Origin of the sequence: Vibrio chagasii, assembly GCF_024347355.1 — a bacterium.
Lineage (GTDB): Bacteria > Pseudomonadota > Gammaproteobacteria > Enterobacterales > Vibrionaceae > Vibrio > Vibrio chagasii.
Genome location: NZ_AP025465.1, coordinates 2999344 through 3022259, shown reverse-complemented (window position 1 = coordinate 3022259; position 22916 = coordinate 2999344). Strand labels below are relative to the sequence as shown.

Genomic DNA, 22916 nt, shown 5'->3' with positions numbered 1-22916 from the left:
ATGATAAAGAAAACGCCTAAGGTCGGTATTTGGGTCGCGATACTCATTACCGCCTTCGTGGTTTCAGCAGTAGGGGCATTGCTTAGCAATGCCCCTTCTCTTGATATCAGCCAAGTATGGTCCGATCCCTACTATTGGCATGTAACGAAGTTCAGTTTTTATCAAGCGACACTCTCAACGGTGCTGAGTGTTGGCTTTGCTATACCTATTGCACACGCCCTGTGTCGCAGACAGTTTTTTGGGCGAGCACTACTGTTAAGGCTCTTTGCGTCGACCTTAGTTTTGCCTGTGTTGGTCGGTGTATTCGGTTTGTTAGCGATTTACGGCAACAGTGGGTGGTTAGCTAAATCCTTGGCGAACTTCGACATTGAGCTCCCATTCTCGATTTATGGCCTGAATGGTATTTTGTTGGCACACGTCTTCTTCAACCTGCCTTATGCTAGTCGCTTACTTCTGCAAGCGTTAGATACCGTGCCTGCTGAGCAGCACAAGTTGTGTGCGCATTTAGGCATGAGTCATTGGAATAAATTCAAATGGGTTGAATGGCCTCGCTTAAGACAACAGTTACCCCATGTATGTGGCTTAGTCTTCATGCTGTGCTTTACCAGCTTTGCAACTGTGATGGCGCTGGGCGGTGGACCTAAATCAACCACTATCGAGCTCGCTATTTATCAGGCGATTAAATTCGACTTTGATCTGCAAGCAGGGGCTTTGCTGGCGATATGGCAAATGCTGTTATGTGGCGTGTTAGCGGTGAGTATTCAGCGCCTATCTAAGCCGATCTCAGTGACGGCGAGTCAGCTGTCGGAAGAGAAGTATTTGGTTAAAGACAGCTGGTGGTCAAAAGCTTGGGATAGCTTTTGGATCATCATGGTATCAATACTCGTATTACCGCCACTGTTGATGGTGCTTGTTAGTGGTATTAACGCTCAAGCCTTGACAGTGCTCAGCAGTGAGCCATTTTGGGCGGCGCTGATGACGTCGGTGAGAGTCGCTTTATTGGCGAGTGTTATTGCTGTTGGCATAGGTATCGCTATATTGCTCACGAGCCGAGCATGGCGCTTGCAAAACAAGACGATCAGAGCCGATAAAATCGAGCTGATCGGCACTATTATCTTGGTGACGCCGGGATTAGTGATCAGCACAGGTATCTTCTTATTGCTACGTTCATTTATCGATGTGTTCAGCTTGGCTTTCTTTATTGTGATTGCCGTAAATAGCCTAATGGCGCTGCCTTATGTGATTAAGACACTTGCCCAACCTATGTTGCATCTGTCTCAGCAATATCAATATGTGTGTGCCAGTTTAGGTATGACTGGCTTTACTCGCTTTAGGTTAGTGGAGTGGCGTGCATTGCGTAAACCGATGGCGCAGGCTTTCTCAATCAGTTTTATGTTGGCGATGGGCGATCTAAGCGCGATTGCCTTGTTTGGTAGCCAAGACTTTAGAACCTTGCCTTTGTATCTATTCCAATTGTTAGGTAGCTATCAAATGGAAGCGGCTGCTGTGGTGTCAGTGAGTTTGCTGTTACTGAGTGTTGGCAGCTTTAGTCTGATTGAATTTTTGTTTACTCGAAGCTCAAAGCTAAAGAGTTAAGGAACCTATGATGTTAGTGATGAAAGATGTGGATTACCACTATCACCAAGAGTTGTTTAGTTTTGATTTCCAAGCCGATCAGGGTGATATTGTTGCTCTGATGGGGCCAAGTGGTGCGGGTAAATCAACGCTACTCGCATTGGTTGCTGGGTTTATTGAGCCAACATCGGGTGAGATTTCAGTGGCCGGCCAGTCGCTTATTGGCAAAGAAGCACATCAGCGACCTTTGGCAATGCTGTTTCAAGAACACAACCTATTTGCTCACCTCACGGTACGTGAAAATATTGGTTTAGGGTTGCATCCTGGGTTAAAGCTTACCGCAACCCAAAAGCAATCTGTGGAACAAGCCGCAGCGCAAGTTGGTGTTGCTGAGTATTTGGATCGATTGCCTGAGCACTTATCTGGCGGTCAACGCCAACGTGTTGCCTTAGCGCGTTGTTTCGTTCAGCCTCATGATATTTGGCTACTTGATGAACCTTTCTCTGCACTTGATCCTTTGCTGCGAGAAGAGATGCTTAGCTTAGTGAAGCGATTAGCGGCAGAGCGAAATATTACGGTTTTGATGGTGACGCACCATTTAGGTGATGCGCGTAGCATTGCGAATAAATTTGTGTTCGTTACTTTGGGGAAGGTATTGGTTGAGGACTCAATTGAGGTACTCACTGTCGACCACCCTCAGCCAGAGCTGAGCTCGTTTGTTAGAGCTGGCGAGTAGTACTTAATTACCGGCAGAATCAAAAAAAGACCTAGCACGTGCTAGGTCTTTTTTTGGTAACTGATAAAGCGATGACGGATTAGTCTTCTTGTTTTAGCTCTTTCAGAATTTGGAAGATCTCACGGAAAGCCTTTGCTGGCTTGTTTGCTTTCTTCTCTTTGTTAGCTTGACGCGCCAATTGGCGAAGACGTTGACGGTCTGCTTCAGGATACATTTCCATGACTTCTGAAATAGCAGCATCACCTTCTTCAACGATACGGTCACGCAGTTGCTCAAGCTTGTGTAGCTCAGCTGTTGCTTGTGAGTGCTTGTTACGTACCTTGTCCAAAGCCGCTTGAATCGGCTCTGGGTCGATGTTACGCATGATCTTACCAATGTATTGAAGCTGGCGACGTTTTGCTTCGTTCTTAAAGCGTTGTGCGTCTTTAATCGCGAGTGCCAAATCTTCAGACAGAGGGAATTTCTCTAATACTGATGGCTTTAGGGTAACAAGTTCTTCCCCTAGTTTCTGTAGGGCTTCCATGTCCGTTTTCATTTCGGTTTTACTTACCCAGATGATTTCTTCTTCTGGTTCCCATGGAGCTTTTTGGTTTTTGCGAGCCATCTTTTCTGCCTATGTCACTATCTCAAACGAATATATTGCCTATTTTAGCAAGAATCTTGGGGAGAAAGCGAAATTCTTGTTATCCTACTTAATATTGACCTACAAAATTAGAATAGATATGGATGTAAAACAGCAAGTCGCCCAGCAAAGAGTTGATCTAGAAGCCGCAGTTGCAAAAGCGTTGGACATGGCCTCTGTGAGTGCCGACGCCGCTGAGGTCGCTATTACTAAGTCAACGGGTTTGAGTGTTTCAACACGCATGTGTGAAGTGGAAAACGTTGAATTTAATAGTGATGGTGCGCTAGGCATTACTGTTTATCGCGGCCAGAAAAAAGGCAGTGCATCTACATCTGATCTGAGTGAAAAAGCGATTGCTCAAACAGTCGCAGCTGCACTCGATATCGCTCAGTACACCTCAGAAGATCCGTTCGCTGGCCCTGCAGCAAAAGAATACATGGTGAAAGAGATTCCAGACTTGGACCTTTTTCACCCTGATGAACCAAACCCAGACTATGCCGCTGAGATTGCGATTGCTGCTGAGAAGCAAGCATTAGCTTATAGCGACAAGATCAAACAAAGTGATGGCGCGAGTTACGACAGCCACTACGGTGTTAAGGTCTATGGTAACAGCCACGGTTTGCTAGCAAGTTATGCATCTAGCCGTCATAGTACGAGCTGTTGCGTGATTGGTCAGGGTGCTAATGGTGAAATGGAACGTGACTACAGCTATACCGTTGCACGTCACCGTGATGAGCTATGGACGCCAGAGCGCGTAGGTCAAGAAGCAGCAGAAAAGACCATTAGCCGCTTAGATGCGAAAAAGCTAGCAACAGGTCAATACCCGATCATGTTCGCTAATGATGTGGCAACTGGCCTTATTGGCCACCTAGTGATGGCGATCAGCGGTGGTAACCTGTATCGCAAAGCGTCTTTCCTATTGGATCATCTAGGTCAGAAAATCTTGCCAGATTGGTTCAACATCTCTGAGCGCCCACACATCTTACGTGGCTTGGCGTCGAGCCCATTTGATAGTGAAGGGGTATTTACTCAAGATCGTGAAATCATCACCGATGGTGTGCTCGCAACTTACCTCCTAACGAGTTACGCAGCACGTAAAATGGATATGACACCGACAGGTCATGCTGGTGGTATTCATAACTGGTTCGTTAAGTCGACAGGCCAAAACTTTGAGCAGATGCTTAAAGAGTTGGGTACTGGCTTCCTCGTAACTGAAGTGATGGGCCAAGGCGTAAATACTGTCACTGGCGATTATTCTCGTGGCGCTGCAGGTTTCTGGGTTGAGAATGGAGAAATCCAATACCCAGTATCGGAAGTGACGATCGCGGGTAACCTAAAAGACATGTTCAATCAGATCGTTGCAGTGGGTAACGACGTTGAAACACGCTCTCAAATTCAGACGGGGTCGATCCTGCTTGAGTCTATGAAAGTGGCAGGCGAGTAATTCACTTAACGCCAACTTGAAGAACTAAAAAAGGGAGCCGATGGCTCCCTTTTTGTATTCAGTGTTTCGCAGTTAAAGCGGTTTATGACGACAACTTAGATAAGTATGGTCGCTAAGCCTAAGAACACCGATAGGCCAATAACATCAGTTACTGTTGTGAGTGCCATACCACCGGCTAATGCTGGGTCGATATTCATCTTCTTCAGCATCACTGGAATGGTTACACCGGCGATACCAGCCACTATCAAGTTGGTCATCATTGCGGCTGAGATGATGCCTCCCAGTATCCAGTTGCCTTTCCAAGCTACCACAATACCACCAATGATAACGGCCCATAGAACGCCGTTGAGGAAGCCGATAGCTGCCTCTTTGAATAGTAGTTCGCGTTTGTTACTGTCACCGATGTGACCGAGTGCTAAACCACGAATCACTAGAGCAACGGTTTGGTTACCAGCAACACCACCCATCGACGGTACAATCGTCATCAGAACCGCAATCGCAGCCATTTGGTCGAGCGTTGCTTCAAACATGTTGGACACAGATGCGGCAGCAAGCGCTGCTAGAACGTTAGCACCAAGCCATACGCTACGACGACGAGCCGATTTTACGACCGGTGCGAAGGTATCTTCGTCATCGTCCATACCTGCCATACTCATCATTGAGTGTTCGGCATCTTCACGGATAACATCAACCACGTCATCGATGGTGATACGACCAACGAGATGTTGGTTGCTATCGACAACCGGTGCTGAAACCCAGTTACGACGCTCAAATAAGCTCGCGATATCCGACGCGCTGGTCTCTACTGAGATGGCTTCATCTGCATCGTCCATCACTTCTGAAACGGCGATATCAGGCTGAGTCGTAATCAGTGTCGTAAGTGACAAGTTACCAATAAGGCGCTCTTCTTCATCAATGACATACAGAGCATCGGTTGCATCAGGCAGTTCGCCACGCATACGTAAATAACGCAATACAACATCGACATCGACATCACCACGAATCGTGATTACGTCGGTATTCATGATCGCACCGGCAGAATCTTCTGGGTACGACAGGGCGGTTTCAACTAGTGCACGATCGGCGGAGTCCATTTGAGAAAGGACTTCGCGAGATACATCGTCGGGCAGGCTTCGAAGTACGTACGCGACGTCATCGGTCTCCATGCCTTCGGTTGCTTCGGCCAAGGTCTCTGGTGCCATTTTTGACACAAGAGCATCTTTGACGTCTTCGTTTAGTTCATCAAGAATTTCACCGTAGTCTTCTGGATCGGTGAGTTGCCAGAGTACGTCACGACTTTTGCGAGGGGAGGCTTCTAAAAGGTGTGCAATATCCTCAGGTTCCATGTCCTGAAGTTGTCGGCGTACGTGAACAAATCGGCCGTTTTCTAGGGCTTCGCTGACTTCTTGGAGGGTTTGGTGAGCTTGGTCGAATTCTAATTGCTCTGCCATATTTTCCTCCTATCTCATTATTCTTACAATGCTTGGAATAGTAACTTAATTCTAGGGCTTATTTAAATCATAAACTTAGGTAGAACTAAGATTTAATATAGGTTGGTTCACCGTTTGAGTTTGCGGCGTTACGAGTTAAGGGTCTTGGTTACTCACCCTCATCAAATTTATCTTCGATAAGGTGGCAAACGGCATCAAGTGCTTGTTGTGAATCAGCACCCGAAGCTTGAATCGTGATGTGTTGGCCTTGGGCTGACTCCAGCATCAATAGTCCCATTACGCTGTCTGCGGTGGCACTTTTATCTTCTTCACTATGAATTGTGATAGTGGCATCAAAGCTTTGTGCAAGCTCAACCAACTTTACGGCCGCTCTAGCGTGAAGACCCAAACGGTTTTGGATCAGTACAGTTCGAGTTAATTCCATGGTTAGCCCTGTTGGTGCTTTTCTAAAGAGGTATGTCTGATTTGAACTTGATGACCAAGTTGTTCGAAGTATTCGCCAATTTTCTGCGTTAGATACACCGAGCGGTGCTTACCACCAGTACAACCAATGGCTACCGTTAGGTAACTACGATTGTTTTTCTCTAACATTGGTAGCCACTGCTCAACAAAGCCTTGAATTTGTTGTTTGAGTTCAATCACTTCTTGATGCTGCTCTAGGAAGGAGTGAATCGGAGCATCAAGGCCTGTCATTGGTCGTAAGTCAGGTTCCCAGTGAGGGTTTGGTAAGAAGCGAACATCAAACACGTAGTCGGCATCGCTTGGCAGACCAAATTTAAAGCCGAAAGATTGAAAGACAATGATTAGTTCTTGCTTCTCTTTGCCTTCGACTTTAAAGCGCACTTTTTCACTCAACTCGTAGAGGTTACAGTCACTGCTATCAATCACAATGCTGGCTTGCTCTGCTAGAGGGCTGAGAAGTGTCTTTTCTAAATCAATAGCCTGCTCTAGAGAAAGTTTCTCTTGGCCAATTGATAAAGGGTGGATTCTGCGGGTTTCGCTGTAGCGCTTAAGGAGTGTCTGCTTGCTGGCATCGAGGAACAATACATCAACATCGATGTTTGTAGCTAACTCGAGTTGCTCGAGCGTGTCGGTGACTAACTGAGGCTCTTTCGGTAGGTTACGTATATCAATACTTACCGCAACGTTTTGGTTGCTTTCGCGTACCGATTCGACAAAGTTGTTGAGCAGGTTTACTGGTAGATTATCGACACAGTAATACCCCAAGTCTTCTAGGACTCGTAACGCAACACTTTTACCGGCCCCTGATTGGCCACTAACCACGATTAATCGCATGTTATTGCTCGCAAGTTGGCACTTGAATCATGATGTCGTAAAGCTCTTGATCGCTCTGAGCATTACGCAGCTGTTTAAGAGTCTGCTTGTCGTTTAGTCGTTCTGCCATACAAGAAAGGGTTTTTAGATGCTCTTTACACTGTTCACTTGGAACCAGTAGAGCAAATAGTAGGTCGACAGGACGGTTATCAATCGCATCAAATTCGATCGGATCTTGGCATTGCAGTAATACAGCAATCGCTTTATCACTGACATTCATACGAGCATGGGGAATGGCGATACCATTACCAATACCGGTACTGCCCATCTTCTCGCGGCTCAACATGCATTCGAATAGCTCTGTTGAATCTTGACCACAGCTCTCTGCTGCGATTTGACTGATGAGCTCAAGAGCTCTCTTTTTGCTTGTGCATTGGACTGCACTTTTGGTGCAGTCCAATGAAAGTACTTCGCTTAATTGCATGTTAGTGACTACTTAGCTTTTCTTTGTGCTTGTTGAGTTGGCGAACGAGTTTATCAACCAACGCATCAATCGCAGCATACATGCTTTCATCTGTTGCTGTTGCATGAATCTCGCCTTGGTTTACGTGAAGGGTCGCTTCTGCAATTTGATTGATTTTCTCAACTTTTAAAACAACCTGAACACTATTGATATGATCAAAGAAGCGTTCAAGCTTGTCGAATTTGGTGTGAACATAGTCTTGCATTGAATCGGTAAGATCAACGTGATGGCCTTGAATATTGATTTGCATAGACTTTCCTTTTCAGTTGGTGCCCGATAATAGCGATTGAGTTAAGAGTGACTCAATTTGCTTATAGTAGGCGTTTACGCTGACTCGATGGGGCAATGCCCAGAGACTCACGGTATTTCGCTATCGTACGTCTAGCTACCTGAATTCCTTGGTCAGCCAGTAAAGCAGCTATCTTGCTATCACTGAGAGGCTTAGCGGTATTTTCTGCCGCAACAAGCTTCTTAATGAGTGCTCGAATTGCTGTCGATGAACATTCACCGCCATTGTCAGTACTGACATGGCTCGAGAAAAAGTATTTCAGTTCGAAGATGCCACGAGGCGTATGCATGAACTTTTGAGTCGTCACACGAGAGATCGTGGATTCGTGCATATCAACGGCTAAAGCAACATCGTTGAGTACCATTGGCTTCATCGCTTCTTCGCCATGTTCGAAGAAATCGCGCTGATGTTCAACAATGCATCGCGCAACTTTGAGTAGCGTCTCATTTCGGCTTTCTAAGCTTTTGATTAACCACTTCGCCTCTTGCAAGTTCGAGCGAATGTATTGGTTATCGGCGCTGTTGCCTTTACTGCCTAAATCAGCGTACTGCTGATTGACTTTCAGCTTTGGCACGCTGTCAGGGTTAATGGTCACTAACCATTTACCTAGGTCTTTAAATACCGACACATCAGGAACCACATATTCGGTTTCGTCTGGCGTAATCTTGCTGCCAGGTCGTGGGTCCAGTTGTTGAATGAGCTGCAGAACCTCACGTAGCTCTGCTTCCTTCAACTTGGTTTCCTTGATCACGAGTTTGTAATCACGGTTACCGAGTTGGTCGATATGGCTAGTAAGTACTAACTTAGCCTCTTCAAGCCAAGGTGTGTCTTGTGGGAAAGTCGCCAGTTGTAGCAGTAAGCAATCTTGCAGGTTAACAGAGCCAACGCCCAATGGGTCAAATTGCTGAATTCGTTTGCGAACGGCTTCGATCTCATCAAGTTCAATGTCTTCACTATCGAAATTTTCAAGGATGTCTTCACAAGACACGGTGAGGTAGCCATAGTCATCGATGGCATCGATTAGCGCGAATGCAATGCTTCGGTCTGTTTCTGTGAAGGGGGTCAGGTCGAGTTGCCAAAGTAGGTAATCGTGCAGGCTTTGGGTGGTTTCACCTTGATAGACAGGCATGTCGTCATCGATCGCAATCCCAGTGTTACCTGTATTTGCGCTGTAGACATCTTCCCAAGTTGTGTCGATCTCGAGTTCGTTACCAATCTCTGATTTTTCGATTAAGTCTGAGCTGTCAGGTAAGTCTTGCTCTGCGGCTTCAACTGTTTCTTTCTCGTCACTGCTAGGCTTTTCTTCCGATGATGGCGTTTCTTCATTGCCTTCTTCGACATCGAGTAGTGGGTTAGATTCAAGTGCTTCTTGGATCTCTTGTTGCAAATCTAAAGTAGACAACTGCAACAAACGAATCGCTTGCTGCAATTGAGGAGTCATTGCTAACTGTTGGCCTAGCTTAAGTTGTAATGAGGGTTTCATTCAGTGTTACTTACCTAGTTATTATTCTTAGAACTCTCGATACTCTCTATATAATCATAGACGGAATTGTTCGCCTAGATAAACTTGTTTAACTTGTTCGTTATTGAGAACATCTTCAGGAGTACCCTCTGCGATCAGGTGTCCTTGGCTCACGATGTAGGCCTTTTCACACACGTCTAATGTTTCACGAACGTTGTGGTCGGTAATCAAAACACCCAAACCGCGATCGCGCAGGTGTTCAATGATTTTCTTGATATCGATAACCGAGATCGGGTCAACACCAGCAAACGGTTCGTCTAGCAAGATAAACTGAGGGTTCGCTGCAAGAGCGCGAGCGATTTCAACACGACGACGTTCACCACCCGATAGGGCCATACCATTACTGTGACGGATATGTTGGATGTGGAACTCTTCTAGAAGGTCTTCTAGCTTATCCTGACGCTGCTCATTGGTCATCTCATCACGGGTCTGTAACACCGCCATGATGTTGTTCTCTACAGACAGCTTACGGAAGATAGACGCTTCTTGAGGCAAGTAACCGATACCAAGTCGCGAACGGCTATGCATTGGTAAGATACTGATATCTCGGTCATCAATGCTGATGGTACCTTCGTCACGTGCAACTAAGCCTACAATCATGTAGAAAGAAGTCGTTTTACCGGCACCATTAGGACCAAGCAAGCCGACAATCTGGCCTGACTCAACCTGCAGGCTTACGTCAGTCACTACTTTACGTTTGCTGTATGTTTTCGCTAGGTTTTGTGCTTTTAGAACGGCCATGGCTACTTATTCACTTCCGTTGGTTGTAAAACCGTTGATACTCGTTTGTTCTCACCACTGTCAGCGACTAGCTTCTGAGAGCCAATCTGGTAAGTGATTTTAGAGCCTCGGATGATACTGCCATCTTGAGATAGCATCGCATTCTTGGTCATTATCAGTTTGTCAGCAACAAGCTGGTAATGTAGGTCGTCAGCTTCACCGTAGAGCGTCTTTCCATCATCAGTCAGTTGAGAGAAGGTCGCCGGTTTACCGAAGCCTTGAATCTCTTCAATCTCACCATTTACGGCGTTGCGGGTAACAATCACCTTATCTGCATTGATATTGATGCTGCCTTGTTTCAGGTTTACATCACCAATGAAGGTTACTTGGTTACTTTTCATATCCAATTGCTGGCTGTCTGAGTCAATGTAGACAGGTTGCTCGCTATCCGAAGATAGGGCGTAGACATTTGGTGCCGCAAGAGTCAAAGCGAATAAACTAAGGTGTAAGAGTTTCATATCTACCTTGAACAGAATTAAAGAGAGTCGCATTGTTGGTACCGAAGTTACCTTTTATTGCTTGACCCTCATTTTCAAAAAATGTACCGATCATATGGACCGGAGTATCTGAATAAAAATCTCGGCTTTTCAGCTCAATCACCATTTTTTCAGTGGTCATTGTATCGAAGCTTGCCCCTGGCAGTAGATTCTTTGCCACAACGTTGTCATAAAAAGTGACAACCTGATTTTCATCCATAATCGCGCGATCAGCGGTGACTTGCCATTCAATCGTATGCCCTTCACGGAATACCGAGAGAACAGGGTTTTGAAAGTGCGTGTTGCCAACCACTGAGAAGTGTTCTAAATACGTCGATTCAACTTGGTAGCTGCGAATACCTGACTCATCGTAACTGATGTTGTTGAGGCTGTTGCCGCTAAAAGCAGGTAGCTCCAAATTCGGAGCCACTTGTATCGTCGATGTTTGCTCTTTGTCGAACAAGTAGTAGGTCGACCAAGAGGCAATAAATATTAGTATTAAATAGATAATACGAGTAAAACTCATATGCTTAAACCTTTATGCACGTCGAGTTCATTTCTTGCTTGTAAAATAAGGTCGCAGACTTCACGTACTGCACCGTGACCACCATTGATGGTTGTCACATAGTTTGCTCGCTGTACAAGTAGCGGGTGACCATCTGCTACACAAACCTTCAAGCCAACTTTTTCCATTACCGGCCAGTCGATCAGGTCATCGCCGATGTAACCAGTGTTCTCAGGATTAACAGAAAGCTTATCGCAAATGTCTTGGTAAGCCTTAACTTTATCGTCTTGGCCTTGATAAATAAGTTTGATACCGAGAGCTGTCATTCGATTTTCAACAATCTGAGATTTACGGCCTGTGATGATTGCGATTTCAATGCCCGCGTTCATCAGTGATTTGATGCCGTAACCGTCACGAGTGTGAAAGGTTTTCAGCTCTTCACCATTGTTGCCCATGTAGATACGACCATCAGAGAATACGCCGTCTACATCGCAAATTAGGAGTTTGATGTCTTTTGCGATAGCAAATACATCTGAGTCAACAGTGCCGTAGAGAGTTTCGACTGTCTGTGTCATTACATTACTCCAGCTTTCAATAAATCATGCATGTTTAGAGCACCAACTAGTTTGCCATCTTGGCATAGCATCAAGCCATTGATGCTTTTAGCTTGCATTAAGTTTAAACCCTCAACCGCAAGCATGTTCGGATCGGCAACCGTAGGGTTTAGCGTCATCACATCGCCAATTTGAGTGCTATGAATATCAACGCGTTTATCTAAGATACGGCGTAAATCACCATCGGTAAAAATACCGGCCATTTGACCATCCTGATCAACGATGGCCGTCATGCCCAAGCCTTTCTGAGATATCTCTAGTAAAGCATCTCTTACTAGAGCATCAGGTGCAACGACAGGGAGTGCATTGCCTGTGTGCATGATGTCGTCTAGTTTCAATAGTAGCTGACGACCTAAAGCGCCACCTGGGTGAGATAGGGCAAAGTCTTGAGCCGTGAAGCCTCGAGCTTGTAAAAGTGCAACGGCTAATGCATCACCCATTACTAGGGTAGCAGTGGTGCTGGTTGTTGGGGCTAAACCTAGCGGACACGCTTCTTCCGGCACCGAAATTTGTAAATGGATATCAGACAAGGTCGCCATATTCGATGCAGGCTTACCTGTCATGCTGATGATCTTGATGTTCAAACGCTTCAACACAGGAAATAAGCTAAGAATTTCACCTGATTCACCTGAGTTCGAAATTGCAATCACGATATCACCCGGTTCGATCATGCCTAAGTCACCGTGTGCCGCTTCACCTGGGTGAACGAAGAAAGCTGATGTACCCGTACTTGCTAGCGTTGCTGCGATTTTGTTGCCGATATGACCGGATTTACCCATGCCCATTACAACCACTTTACCCTTGTTGTTTAGGATTAAGTCGCAAGCTTTGCAAAAATCATCATTAAAATATTGGTCCAATTGAGTGAGACCTGCAACTTCAGTTTCCAAAACTTGTTTGGCAACACTGCGATAATCAAATGGCTGAGACATCAAATACTCCAAGTACGGAAAGTTAAGTCAACAATTAAGCCGACATGTTCATTAGTAGGTAGCTTTGGTAAGCCACGAACGTCACGATTAACACGCCACCTTCAATACGATTCACACTGCGTGATTTACCTAGCGCCATCACAACAAGTAGCAGAGATACACCTAGCATTACCCAGAAGTCACGACCCATCGCAAATTCGCTCAAGATAGAAGGGTTTAGGATGCCTGGAATACCCATAACAGCCAGAATGTTGAATACGTTTGAGCCAATGATGTTACCCACGGCCATATCGTCTTCGCCTTTCATTACACCTGCAAGTGATGCAGCAAGCTCAGGTAGACTCGTACCAACGGCAATAATGGTTAAACCAATCACAAGGTCGCTCATGCCGAAGAACTTAGCGATGATCACGGCATTATCAACCAGCATATCAGCGGCTAAAGGAAGGATGATAAGACCAATTACTACCCACATTGCAGCTTTCGGGTTACTAACGCCCTCTGGAATCTCTGATTCTTGTTCATCAAGAAACGCATCGCCGTTCTTTTTCTCACTGCGGCTGATTTGCAGCATGGCAAACAAAAACGCACCGAATAGAACAAATAGCAATACGCCTTCGTAGAAACCTAAGTGGTTATCCCAAAGCAGTGCGCCAGCTAGTAAAGTGACACCAATCATGAGTGGTAGTTCACGGCGAATCACAGCGGAGCTGATTGATAGCGGCTTGATAAGCGCAGTGATACCTAAAATTAGCGCAATGTTGGCAATGTTTGAGCCTAAAACATTTCCGACCGCAGTATCTGTTTTGCCATCAAGTGCAGCGGTTGCAGAAACCATCATTTCTGGAGCTGAAGAGCCCATTGCAAGAATCGTCATACCGATAACTAATGGTGAGATACCGAAGTTGCGAGCAAGAGCTGCGGCGCCGTAAACCAGCTTATCTGCACTCCACACCAAAAAACCTAGACCGATAATAAGAAACGCAATCGCTTCAAGCATGATGATTCCTAAAAAATTAATAAAAAACGGAGAATTAACCGCTAATTTTGACCTGTTGGTAGATAAAAGGGAAGTCACTCAGTAAATTAATTACCACTTAGCGACTGAGAAAGAGATCTGAAAAGATAATTTTCTAATGCTTTCATATCCCTGCATAGATTCCTGTTTAATATGAATTAATTGAACAGTGCTTTTAATTCTAAAGTAGACTCATTATTATTGCAGCCATAATTGGCGTTTTTTAAAGCAAGGAAACTACAAGAGTATGTCGAATACTGAACTTGTAAAAGTTAAGAACCTTAGCTTCTCACGCGGTGATCGCGTTATTTTTGACGACATCAGTTTAGAGGTCCCTCAAGGCAAGATTACTGCCATCATGGGGCCATCAGGGATCGGTAAAACAACTTTACTGCGTTTGATTGGTGGACAATTGCCTCCAGATAACGGTGAAGTTTGGTTTGATGGCGACAATATCCCAACTCTATCTCGTCGAAAGCTTTATCAAGCACGTAAAAAAATGAGCATGCTCTTTCAATCGGGTGCACTTTTTACGGATCTCAATGTCTTTGATAATGTGGCGTTTCCACTGCGTGAGCACACTGAACTTAACGAAAAATTTATTCGTACTATCGTTTTACTTAAGCTTGAGGCTGTAGGATTACGTGGTGCAGCGCAGTTAATGCCGAGTGAGTTGTCTGGCGGAATGGCTAGGCGTGCCGCATTGGCGCGTGCTATTGCACTGGATCCAGAACTGATCATGTACGATGAGCCCTTTGTCGGCCAAGACCCAATTACAATGGGTGTGTTGGTTGAACTTATTCGCAACCTCAATCAAGCCTTGGGCTTAACGTCTATCGTCGTTTCTCATGATGTTCCTGAGGTGATGAGTATCGCGGATTGGGTTTACCTACTCGCAGATGGCAAAATCATTGCTGCTGGGTCACCGGAAGAGTTGTACAACAATGACGATCCGAGAGTGCAGCAATTTTTGCAAGGCGAAGCTGATGGCCCTGTGCCATTTAGGTTCCCAGCGCAAAGTCTTGAAAAGGATTTGTTTTAATATGATTGCTAAAACTATTGCAGGTGTCGGTAAGCGAACACTTGCGATCTGTGAGTCATTTGGTCGAGCAAGCCTGATGTTATTCGGGGCTTTGTTTGGCATCCCGCGACTAAAAAACTTCCCTTTATTAGTTAAACAACTTTATAGCGTTGGCGTTCAGTCATTGGCTATTATTTTAGTTTCGGGCTTGTTCATTGGCATGGTATTAAGCCTGCAAGGTTATGTCGTGTTAATTGACTACGGCGCTGAGGGCAACCTTGGCCAAATGGTCGCGCTTTCATTACTACGAGAGCTTGGCCCTGTGGTCACGGCGCTGCTGTTTGCAGGTCGCGCGGGTTCAGCACTGACCGCTGAAATCGGTTTGATGAAAGCAACGGAGCAGATCTCCAGTTTAGAAATGATGGCCGTTGATCCTCTAAAGCGCATTATTGCACCACGCTTGTGGGCTGGACTTATCTCTATGCCTCTACTGGCGATGATCTTTATGGCGGTCGGTATTTGGGGCGGCCAGTTAGTCGGTGTTGATTGGAAAGGCATTGACCACGGCAGCTTTTGGTCTGCGATGCAGTCTTCTGTTGAGCTAGGTCGAGATATCGGTAACAGCATGATCAAATGCATGGTCTTTGCTATCACCGTAACTTGGATCGCTCTTTTCAATGGTTATGATGCGGTACCGACCTCTGAAGGTATTAGTCAAGCAACCACACGTACAGTAGTACACTCTTCTCTAGCGGTATTAGGGCTAGATTTTGTTCTTACCGCATTGATGTTTGGGAATTAATCATGCAACAAACTCGAAAGTTAGAATTATGGGTCGGCACCTTTGTTATAGCCGGAATTTGCGCAATCTTAATCATGATCTTTCAAGTCGCTGACGTAAAAGGGCTGGGTTCAAACCATACTTACAATCTGAAAGCGACCTTTGACAACATTGGTAGCCTAAAAGTTCGTTCTCCAGTGAAGGTTGGTGGCGTAGTTGTTGGTCGTGTGAAAAGCATTGAGCTTGATACCGAAAGCTATCTGCCTGTGGTTGAAATGTCGATTGATGCGAAGTATTCACAGTTTCCTGATACCTCTAGTGCTCAAATCTTAACGTCAGGTTTAATCGGTGAGCAGTACATCAGTTTAGTTCCAGGCTTCATTTTTGACGATGAAGAGATGTTGGTTGATGGTGATTCGATTGAAGACACTAAATCGGCATTGGTACTCGAAGATTTGATTGGCCAAGTGCTGTATAGCGTTGGCGGCTCTGATGACAATAAAGCTGAGGAATAGGATGATGTTGAAAACGATGAAACACTTGAAAATAGGGTTTTTCGCTGTAATGGCCTTGTTGGTTTCAACTCAAGCTTTTGCGGATGCAACTATTGATAAAACGCAGCCTTACCAAATGATGACGCAAGTCGCTGAGGTGGCATTTGAGCGTTTGAAGAGCGAACAAGACAATGTCCACAAAGATCCAGAATTACTCAAAGTGATCGTGGAAGAAGAGTTGATGCCTTATGTGAATGCTCAATATGCAGCACTTAAGTTGCTGGGGTCAAACTTGAAAGGCGCGGATAGAAAAGATGTGCGTGTATTTATCGATGCATTTCGCAAGTACCTAGTGTCTTCATACGCACAAGTGTTAACTCAATACACGGACCAAACCATCGAGTTTGGCCCTGAACCAAAAATTAAAGCAGACAGCCGTATCACCAATATCAAGGTTGATATCATTGATACGCCAAGACCTAACATCAAATTGGAATTCAAACTTCGTAAAGACAAAAAGTCTGGCGAGTGGAAAGCATTTGATATGGTTGCGGAAGGGATTAGCCTGCTGTCGAGCAAGCAATCAGAGTGGAATACTAAGATTCGTCAAGACGGTATCTTAGCGGTTGCTGACGAGCTAGAGAAACTGGCTGCACAGCCGATTCGCTTTGAGAGTAATAAATAATGAGCCAATCTCAATGGCAAGCGCTAAGCTCTATAGAGTATCAGCTTCTCGGAGATATCGACCGAGACAGCGTTCCTGCAATCTGGCGTATATTGGAAAAGTGGCAAACAACGGAATCGAGCGTTGAAATTGACCTTAGCCATATAAATCGAGTCGATTCAGCAGGAATGGTGATGCTAATTCACTTATTAGAGCATGCAAAAAATCAAAACTGTCATATAATGCTCAGTTTCGTGCCAGAACAATTACGAACGTTGTTCCAATTGAGCAATATCCAGCCAATGATGGCAGAACACATAAAAAATTAGGCAGGAGCTATTTGTGGACAGCACAAAAGTACAAGAATTATTAGCAGAGGCACTGAACCTTCAAGAGATTATCGTGAAAGGTGAAGGCAGTCATTACGAAGTTGTTGCGGTTGATCCATGTTTTGACGGCATGAATCGAGTTAAGAAGCAGCAACTAATCTACGGCCCACTAATGGAACACATTCAACGCAATGACATCCATGCTCTTTCTATCAAGGCATTCACGCCGGAAGAGTGGGAACGTGATAAGAAACTGATGTCACTTTAAGGTTTATGATGGAAAAGTTTCGAGTTATTGGATCAGACAAGCCGTTAAGCGGTGAAGTGACGATCTCTGGCGCAAAGAACGCAGCGCTACCAATCCTATTTGCTTCAATTCTTGCTGAAGAGCCAGTGGAAGTAAGTAACGTTCCTCATCTACGTGACATCGATACTACGATGGAACTGCTAAAGCGTTTAGGCGCGAAAGTATCACGTAACGGAAGCGTTCATGTTGATGGCAGCGAAATTAATGAATTTTGTGCGCCTTACGATTTAGTAAAAACAATGCGTGCTTCTATCTGGGCTTTAGGTCCTCTCGTTGCTCGTTTTGGTGAAGGCCAAGTGTCACTTCCTGGCGGTTGTGCAATTGGTGCTCGCCCTGTTGATCTGCATATCCATGGCCTAGAGCAACTAGGTGCAACCATTACATTGGAAGATGGTTATGTGAAAGCAAGTGTTGATGGCCGTTTGAAAGGCGCGCACATCGTGATGGATAAAGTAAGCGTAGGCGCTACGATCACTATCATGTGTGCAGCAACACTCGCAGAAGGTAAAACGGTATTAGATAACTCAGCGCGTGAGCCTGAGATTGTTGATACGGCTGATTTCCTTAACAAACTGGGTGCGAAGATTTCTGGCGCAGGTACAGATACGATTACTATCGAGGGCGTTGAGCGTCTAGGTGGTGGTCAACACTCTGTGGTTGCAGACCGTATTGAAACGGGTACTTTCCTTGTTGCTGCAGCGGTTTCTGGCGGTAAAGTCGTTTGTCGTAACACTAACGCTCATCTTCTTGAAGCTGCCTTAGCGAAGCTTGAAGAAGCGGGTGCGAAGGTTGAAACGGGCGAAGACTGGATCAGTCTTGATATGACAGGTCGTGAGCTTAAAGCGGTGAAAATCGTAACGGCACCACACCCTGGTTTCCCAACCGACATGCAAGCTCAGTTTACTCTGCTTAACATGATGGCGAAAGGTAGCGGTGTGATCACTGAAACCATCTTCGAAAACCGTTTCATGCATATTCCTGAACTTCAGCGAATGGGCGCAAAAGCGGAGATTGAAGGTAATACAGCTATCTGTGGTGAAACCGAGCAGTTGAGCGGCGCTCAAGTAATGGCAACGGATCTTCGTGCATCAGCGAGTCTTGTTATTGCTGGTTGTATCGCACAAGGCGAAACCATCGTTGACCGTATCTATCACATCGATCGTGGCTACGATAAGATTGAAGATAAGCTTTCAGCGCTGGGCGCAAACATTACCCGATTTCGTGACTCAAACTAACTTAGGTTAGTAAATTCATGAATCAGTAAAATGAAAACACAAAAGTCGGAACCTTGGTTTCGGCTTTTTTATAGTTGTATTTACCGCAAGTGAACCTGTTTGCTTATTATAAAGTGAATAGGTGGGTAAGCTTTGCGGTTGTGAGGAACAAAATGATAGCAATATTACGTATTTTCGCATTGGCGATATTTGCGATTCTTATGTTTGTATTCGGCTGTGGCTATTGTCTACTTAGCCCACGTAACCCAAAGCACGTATTTACCTTTGGTCGTTACTTCGGTCGTATGTCGAAAGTGTTTGGTATCAAGCTAGAGCTGCGTATCCCTGAAGATGCTTACTCTCGTGGCCAACATGTTTATGTTGCGAACCATCAGAATAACTGGGACCTGTTCACGGTATCATCGGCTGTGACGCCTAAAGTGGTAACAGTTGGTAAGAAAAGCCTAGCGTGGATGCCTTTGTTTGGTCAGCTTTACTGGTTGACGGGTAATATCCTAATTGACCGTGCAAACCGCAGCAAAGCGGTTGGTACAATCGATCAAGTGGTTGATAACCTGAAAGGCAGTGATGTTTCGGTATGGATGTTCCCTGAAGGAACGCGTTCACGAGGCCGTGGTCTGTTGCCATTTAAAACTGGCGCTTTTCATGCTGCGATTGGCGCTGGCTTACCAATTATCCCTATCGTGTGTAGTTCTACAGGTGGCGTTAAGCTGAACCGTTGGAACAATGGCCACGTGATTGTGGAAATGCTAGACCCAATTAATACTGAAGGCTACGACAAGTCGAACGTTCGTGAATTAGCAAACCTAACTCGTGAACAGATGGCGGCTAAGTTGGAAGAGCTAGACAAAGAAGTGATTGAGCTTAATAAGAAGTAGCTTAAACGCAGAAAACGAATAATAAAAAAGGTTGCCTAGTTGGCAACCTTTTTTTATCTCATCAGGGCTTAGTTCAGCACTAAGCCACTGATTAAATAGGGTGAAACCTATTTGCGAACTGCAATAGCTTCGATCTCGATACCAACATCTTTTGGTAGACGAGCTACTTCAACACATGAACGTGCAGGGTAGTTTGCAACGCCGTGCTCATCAAAGAATTTACCGTAAACTTCGTTTACTGTGCCGAAGTCGTTTAGGTCTTTAACGAATACAGTTAGCTTAACGATGTCTTTTACAGTCAGGCCAGAAGCTTCTACAACCGCTTTAACGTTGTCTAGAGATTGGCGTGCTTGCTCTGCGATATCAGCAGATACTTCACCAGTTGCTGGGTTTACTGGGATTTGACCAGAAGTCAGTACCATGTTGCCAAGGTCAACGCCTTGTACGTATGGGCCGATTGCAGCTGGAGCCGATTCTGTGTGAGGTACTTTAGTCATTGGTTTATTCCATCAGTTATTAGATAAAAATCGTTTTTCAGTGTGCCTACAAACCGTGGCTAGGTAAAGCGCAAAATACCCCGCACGGGCGAGGTATTTCATAGTTTTTACATTTATTGCGTGCTACGCGAAAGCTTATCTTTCGGTTACGATTTCGCGAGAGAAGACTTTTTCGCAGTACTTACATTTCAGGCGAATGTCTTCATTCTTTTCAAAGATCATAAAGCTGCTCTCAACCGGCTCGTTGTGAGTAATGCAGTTGGTGTTGGGACACTCAAACACATCGTTGATCTGCTCAGGCAGTTCAAGCGCTAGCTTCTTAACCACTTCGTAATCTTCGATTTGGTTTACCGTCGCATGAGGTGCGTACAGTGCTAACTTGTTTGCTTGCTCTTCGGTGATAAACACATTCTCAATTTTAAGTAAGTCTTTACCGCCAAGTGCTGAAGAAGGCAGGTTCAAACCAATAGTGACACGCTGATGAGAGTTGTGCATATCAAACAGTTTTAGCACCTTGATCCCGATGTTTGCTGGGATATGGTCGATAACGGTACCGTTCTTGATTGCTTCAACTTTTAATTGAGTCTCTTTAGACATGATATCTCTCCTCTACAGCGTTTCGTTAAGAACAAGGGCTAGTAATGCTTCACGCGCGTAAACACCATTTTCAGCTTGCTGGAAGTAGTAAGCGTAAGGTGTTTTATCGACATCGACAGTGATTTCATCAACGCGAGGAAGTGGGTGCAGTACCTTCAAGTTATCACGTGCATTTTCTAATAGAGCAGCCGTTAGGATGTAGGCTGACTTGATGTGTGCGTATTCCGACTCATCAAAGCGTTCTTTCTGTACGCGAGTCATGTATAGAACATCCAGCTCAGGAATCACACCTTCCATGTCGGTCAGTAGTTGGTATTTGATGCCAGCTTCATCAAGCTCTTCACAGATGTAATCAGGCATAGCCAATGCTTCTGGCGCTACAAAGTAGAAACAGATGTTATCGAACTTAGCCAGTGCTTGAGTGAGAGAGTGAACCGTGCGGCCGTATTTAAGGTCACCAACGAACGCCACATTAAGGTTGTCTAGGCGGCCTTGTGTCTCTGCGATAGAGAACAGATCAAGCAGAGTCTGTGTTGGGTGTTGGTTAGCACCATCACCAGCGTTGATGACAGGGACACCATTTGAGAACTCTGATGCTAGGCGCGCTGCACCTTCTTGTGGGTGACGCATTACGTAAGCATCAACGTAGGAAGAGATAACCTGTACTGAGTCTGCTAGCGTTTCGCCCTTTTTTGCCAGTGAGGTGTTACCGCCGCTGTCGAAACCAATCACATCACCACCGATGCGTTGAATCGCAGTTTCAAAAGAGAGACGAGTTCGTGTTGAAGGTTCGAAGAAGCAGCTCGCCACAACTTTGTTCTTGATAAGTTCTGGGTTTGGTTCTGCTTTAAGCTGACCAGCCGTTTGAACAATTAATTCTAGCTCTTCACGAGAAAGCTCTGGAATTGAGATGATGTGCTTTTGATAGAGCGAATTCGCCATGATCTTCTTCCCCACAATAATGTATTGGCCACAAAAAAGCCCCCCATAATGGGAGGCTTTAAAAAAGTGCTGAAAAGCAGAATAGACCGCCTGGCAAGCATGCTAGCTTGCGAGCAATATTAGGTGTTTTCACAATCTTATTATGTGTGATCACAATATTGGTTGGCGTCATTTTCACTACTCTCAGACAAATTGCCGAGAATTATACGCTTTCAATTTGTGAGCGCAAGCGATTACATCAAGCTTTTGTTTACTTTCACTATTCTCAATTAACCGAGTGTTGCGACCATAACGGCTTTGATGGTGTGCATGCGATTTTCTGCTTCATCAAACACAATAGAGTAGTCAGATTCAAACACTTCATCCGTCACTTCCAAACCGTTCATACCATATTTATCAGCTACTTGCTGACCGATAACGGTCTCATTATTGTGGAAAGCGGGTAAGCAATGCATGAATTTCACTTGAGGGTTGCCCGTCAGTTTAATCACATCCATATTCACTTGATATGGTTTCATCACTGCCACACGTTCATCCCAAGCTTCTGGTGCTTCGCCCATCGATACCCAAACATCGGTGTAGAGGAAGTCACAGCCTTTTACGCCTTCAGCAACGTCTTCAGTCAGCGTGATTTTAGCGCCGGTACTTTGCGCGATAGCTTGGCACTCTTCGACAAGTTGTTCTTCTGGCCAGAAGGCTTTTGGCGCGACAAGACGAATATCCATGCCCATCTTGGCAGCTCCTACTAATAGAGAGTTACCCATATTGTTACGAGTATCACCCAGATAAGCAAAGCTGATTTGATACAGCAGTTTACCGCGACCGTGTTCTAACATGGTCAGGAAGTCAGCCAAGATCTGAGTTGGGTGAAATTCATCAGTAAGGCCATTCCACACTGGAACGCCAGCATAAGCGCCAAGGTCTTCGACGATACTCTGACCAAAGCCACGGTACTCGATGCCATCGTACATACGACCTAATACGCGTGCAGTATCTTTCATTGATTCTTTTTGACCGATCTGAGAGCCAGAAGGACCCAAGTAAGACACTTGAGCACCTTGATCAAAAGCGGCGACTTCAAACGCACATCGAGTTCGTGTTGATGCCTTTTCAAAGATCAAAGCGATGTTTTTACCAGTAAGCTTCTTCTGCTCAGTACCTGCATACTTAGCTTTTTTAAGGTCAGCTGACAGGTCGAGTAAAAACTGAATCTCTTTAGGAGTAAAGTCGAGTAGTTTTAGAAAGTTACGATTGCGAAGATTAAAGGCCATCTTTCGCTCCTTGCGTATATAGAATCAATGAAGAACTTAGTTAAACATAAAAATGCTATATTTGTGAATATTTATTTTATTTATTTCATGAAAAAGGCCAGTACAATGGTACTGGCCTAGTTGAGTTATTGTATTTTT

Annotated in this window: 28 protein-coding genes; 11 read left to right on the top strand and 17 right to left on the bottom strand. The window is 45.1% G+C overall.

The window, feature by feature from the left end; genetic code table 11:
* Together thiP and thiQ are read left to right on the top strand one after the other, a co-directional pair.
* Entirely contained in the window at positions 1–1596 is a 1596-nt protein-coding gene (thiP, locus tag OCV52_RS13900; RefSeq protein WP_170222446.1) for a thiamine/thiamine pyrophosphate ABC transporter permease ThiP, read from the top strand.
* A 10-nt stretch (positions 1597–1606) separates the two neighbouring features.
* Positions 1607–2311: a thiamine ABC transporter ATP-binding protein gene (gene thiQ / locus OCV52_RS13895; protein ID WP_137407622.1), complete on the top strand. Its 705-nt coding sequence runs from the start codon at positions 1607–1609 to the stop codon at positions 2309–2311.
* A 79-nt stretch (positions 2312–2390) separates the two neighbouring features.
* Here thiQ and yjgA read toward each other — a convergent pair whose 3' ends face one another.
* Positions 2391–2915 (bottom strand): ribosome biogenesis factor YjgA, encoded by a 525-nt coding sequence (gene yjgA, locus OCV52_RS13890; protein WP_102423887.1) that lies wholly within the window; start codon positions 2913–2915, stop codon positions 2391–2393.
* Positions 2916–3033: 118 nt separating this feature from the next.
* Here yjgA and pmbA point away from each other — a divergent pair, with 118 nt between their 5' ends.
* Positions 3034–4377, top strand: coding sequence for a metalloprotease PmbA (gene pmbA, locus OCV52_RS13885; protein WP_105057617.1), 1344 nt, complete (start codon positions 3034–3036; stop codon positions 4375–4377).
* Between the two features lie 95 nt (positions 4378–4472).
* Here the strand turns inward: pmbA and mgtE are convergent, their stop codons facing one another.
* From mgtE to OCV52_RS13825, 12 genes are all read right to left on the bottom strand, one after another.
* Positions 4473–5828: a magnesium transporter gene (gene mgtE, locus OCV52_RS13880; protein WP_004738711.1), complete on the bottom strand. Its 1356-nt coding sequence runs from the start codon at positions 5826–5828 to the stop codon at positions 4473–4475.
* A 148-nt stretch (positions 5829–5976) separates the two neighbouring features.
* Entirely contained in the window at positions 5977–6252 is a 276-nt protein-coding gene (locus OCV52_RS13875) for an HPr family phosphocarrier protein (protein ID WP_137407606.1), read from the bottom strand.
* A gap of 2 nt (positions 6253–6254) precedes the next feature.
* Positions 6255–7124, bottom strand: a complete 870-nt coding sequence (gene rapZ / locus OCV52_RS13870) for an RNase adapter RapZ (RefSeq protein WP_137407607.1) — start codon at positions 7122–7124, stop codon at positions 6255–6257.
* A gap of 1 nt (position 7125) precedes the next feature.
* Positions 7126–7587 carry a PTS IIA-like nitrogen regulatory protein PtsN gene (gene ptsN / locus OCV52_RS13865; protein WP_004738707.1) on the bottom strand — a complete coding sequence of 154 codons (462 nt, stop codon included), beginning with the start codon at positions 7585–7587 and terminating at the stop codon, positions 7126–7128.
* 1 nt (position 7588) lies between these two features.
* On the bottom strand, positions 7589–7876 hold the full coding sequence (hpf, locus tag OCV52_RS13860) for a ribosome hibernation promoting factor (RefSeq protein WP_004738706.1): 288 nt from the start codon (positions 7874–7876) through the stop codon (positions 7589–7591).
* Between the two features lie 61 nt (positions 7877–7937).
* Positions 7938–9398 carry an RNA polymerase factor sigma-54 gene (locus OCV52_RS13855; RefSeq protein ID WP_061033903.1) on the bottom strand — a complete coding sequence of 487 codons (1461 nt, stop codon included), beginning with the start codon at positions 9396–9398 and terminating at the stop codon, positions 7938–7940.
* 54 nt (positions 9399–9452) lie between these two features.
* A complete protein-coding gene (gene lptB / locus OCV52_RS13850; protein ID WP_004738702.1) occupies positions 9453–10178 on the bottom strand; it encodes an LPS export ABC transporter ATP-binding protein in 726 nt (241 codons plus the stop codon).
* 2 nt (positions 10179–10180) lie between these two features.
* Positions 10181–10675, bottom strand: coding sequence for a lipopolysaccharide transport periplasmic protein LptA (lptA, locus tag OCV52_RS13845; protein WP_004738701.1), 495 nt, complete (start codon positions 10673–10675; stop codon positions 10181–10183).
* A complete protein-coding gene (gene lptC, locus OCV52_RS13840) occupies positions 10656–11219 on the bottom strand; it encodes an LPS export ABC transporter periplasmic protein LptC (RefSeq protein ID WP_137407608.1) in 564 nt (187 codons plus the stop codon). The genes lptA and lptC overlap by 20 nt, the downstream gene beginning before the upstream one ends.
* Positions 11216–11773, bottom strand: a complete 558-nt coding sequence (kdsC, locus tag OCV52_RS13835; protein WP_102425640.1) for a 3-deoxy-manno-octulosonate-8-phosphatase KdsC — start codon at positions 11771–11773, stop codon at positions 11216–11218. Before kdsC ends, lptC begins: the two co-directional genes overlap by 4 nt.
* Complete coding sequence (kdsD, locus tag OCV52_RS13830; protein WP_102425639.1) at positions 11773–12744, bottom strand: arabinose-5-phosphate isomerase KdsD; 972 nt, start codon at positions 12742–12744, stop codon at positions 11773–11775. Before kdsD ends, kdsC begins: the two co-directional genes overlap by 1 nt.
* Positions 12745–12778: 34 nt before the next feature.
* Entirely contained in the window at positions 12779–13744 is a 966-nt protein-coding gene (locus OCV52_RS13825; protein WP_008220425.1) for a calcium/sodium antiporter, read from the bottom strand.
* Between the two features lie 265 nt (positions 13745–14009).
* Between OCV52_RS13825 and mlaF the strand changes: the two genes are divergently transcribed.
* The 8 genes from mlaF to OCV52_RS13785 all read left to right on the top strand — a co-directional run bounded on the left by mlaF (position 14010) and on the right by OCV52_RS13785 (position 19471).
* Positions 14010–14804 (top strand): phospholipid ABC transporter ATP-binding protein MlaF, encoded by a 795-nt coding sequence (gene mlaF / locus OCV52_RS13820; RefSeq protein ID WP_008220421.1) that lies wholly within the window; start codon positions 14010–14012, stop codon positions 14802–14804.
* Position 14805: 1 nt separating this feature from the next.
* On the top strand, positions 14806–15585 hold the full coding sequence (gene mlaE, locus OCV52_RS13815) for a lipid asymmetry maintenance ABC transporter permease subunit MlaE (RefSeq protein WP_008220420.1): 780 nt from the start codon (positions 14806–14808) through the stop codon (positions 15583–15585).
* A 2-nt stretch (positions 15586–15587) separates the two neighbouring features.
* A complete protein-coding gene (gene mlaD, locus OCV52_RS13810) occupies positions 15588–16079 on the top strand; it encodes an outer membrane lipid asymmetry maintenance protein MlaD (protein ID WP_102426034.1) in 492 nt (163 codons plus the stop codon).
* 49 nt (positions 16080–16128) lie between these two features.
* Positions 16129–16743 (top strand): MlaC/ttg2D family ABC transporter substrate-binding protein, encoded by a 615-nt coding sequence (locus OCV52_RS13805; RefSeq protein WP_137407623.1) that lies wholly within the window; start codon positions 16129–16131, stop codon positions 16741–16743.
* Positions 16743–17051 (top strand): STAS domain-containing protein, encoded by a 309-nt coding sequence (locus OCV52_RS13800; RefSeq protein WP_102426036.1) that lies wholly within the window; start codon positions 16743–16745, stop codon positions 17049–17051. The genes OCV52_RS13805 and OCV52_RS13800 overlap by 1 nt, the downstream gene beginning before the upstream one ends.
* A gap of 13 nt (positions 17052–17064) precedes the next feature.
* Entirely contained in the window at positions 17065–17319 is a 255-nt protein-coding gene (gene ibaG / locus OCV52_RS13795) for a BolA family iron metabolism protein IbaG (RefSeq protein ID WP_137407609.1), read from the top strand.
* Between the two features lie 8 nt (positions 17320–17327).
* Positions 17328–18593 carry a UDP-N-acetylglucosamine 1-carboxyvinyltransferase gene (gene murA, locus OCV52_RS13790; RefSeq protein ID WP_008220410.1) on the top strand — a complete coding sequence of 422 codons (1266 nt, stop codon included), beginning with the start codon at positions 17328–17330 and terminating at the stop codon, positions 18591–18593.
* Positions 18594–18745: 152 nt separating this feature from the next.
* Complete coding sequence (locus tag OCV52_RS13785) at positions 18746–19471, top strand: 1-acylglycerol-3-phosphate O-acyltransferase (protein ID WP_102425525.1); 726 nt, start codon at positions 18746–18748, stop codon at positions 19469–19471.
* A 107-nt stretch (positions 19472–19578) separates the two neighbouring features.
* On the opposite strand, the gene OCV52_RS13780 is transcribed toward OCV52_RS13785, so the two are convergent.
* The 4 genes from OCV52_RS13780 to OCV52_RS13765 all read right to left on the bottom strand — a co-directional run bounded on the left by OCV52_RS13780 (position 19579) and on the right by OCV52_RS13765 (position 22778).
* The gene (locus tag OCV52_RS13780) at positions 19579–19968 is read right to left on the bottom strand and encodes a RidA family protein (RefSeq protein ID WP_137407610.1); all 390 of its coding nucleotides are present in this window, start codon (positions 19966–19968) and stop codon (positions 19579–19581) included.
* A gap of 135 nt (positions 19969–20103) precedes the next feature.
* Entirely contained in the window at positions 20104–20565 is a 462-nt protein-coding gene (pyrI, locus tag OCV52_RS13775; protein WP_137407611.1) for an aspartate carbamoyltransferase regulatory subunit, read from the bottom strand.
* Positions 20566–20577: 12 nt separating this feature from the next.
* Entirely contained in the window at positions 20578–21507 is a 930-nt protein-coding gene (gene pyrB / locus OCV52_RS13770) for an aspartate carbamoyltransferase (RefSeq protein ID WP_102425524.1), read from the bottom strand.
* Between the two features lie 269 nt (positions 21508–21776).
* Complete coding sequence (locus OCV52_RS13765; RefSeq protein WP_137407612.1) at positions 21777–22778, bottom strand: ornithine carbamoyltransferase; 1002 nt, start codon at positions 22776–22778, stop codon at positions 21777–21779.
* Between the last annotated feature and the right edge of the window lie 138 nt (positions 22779–22916).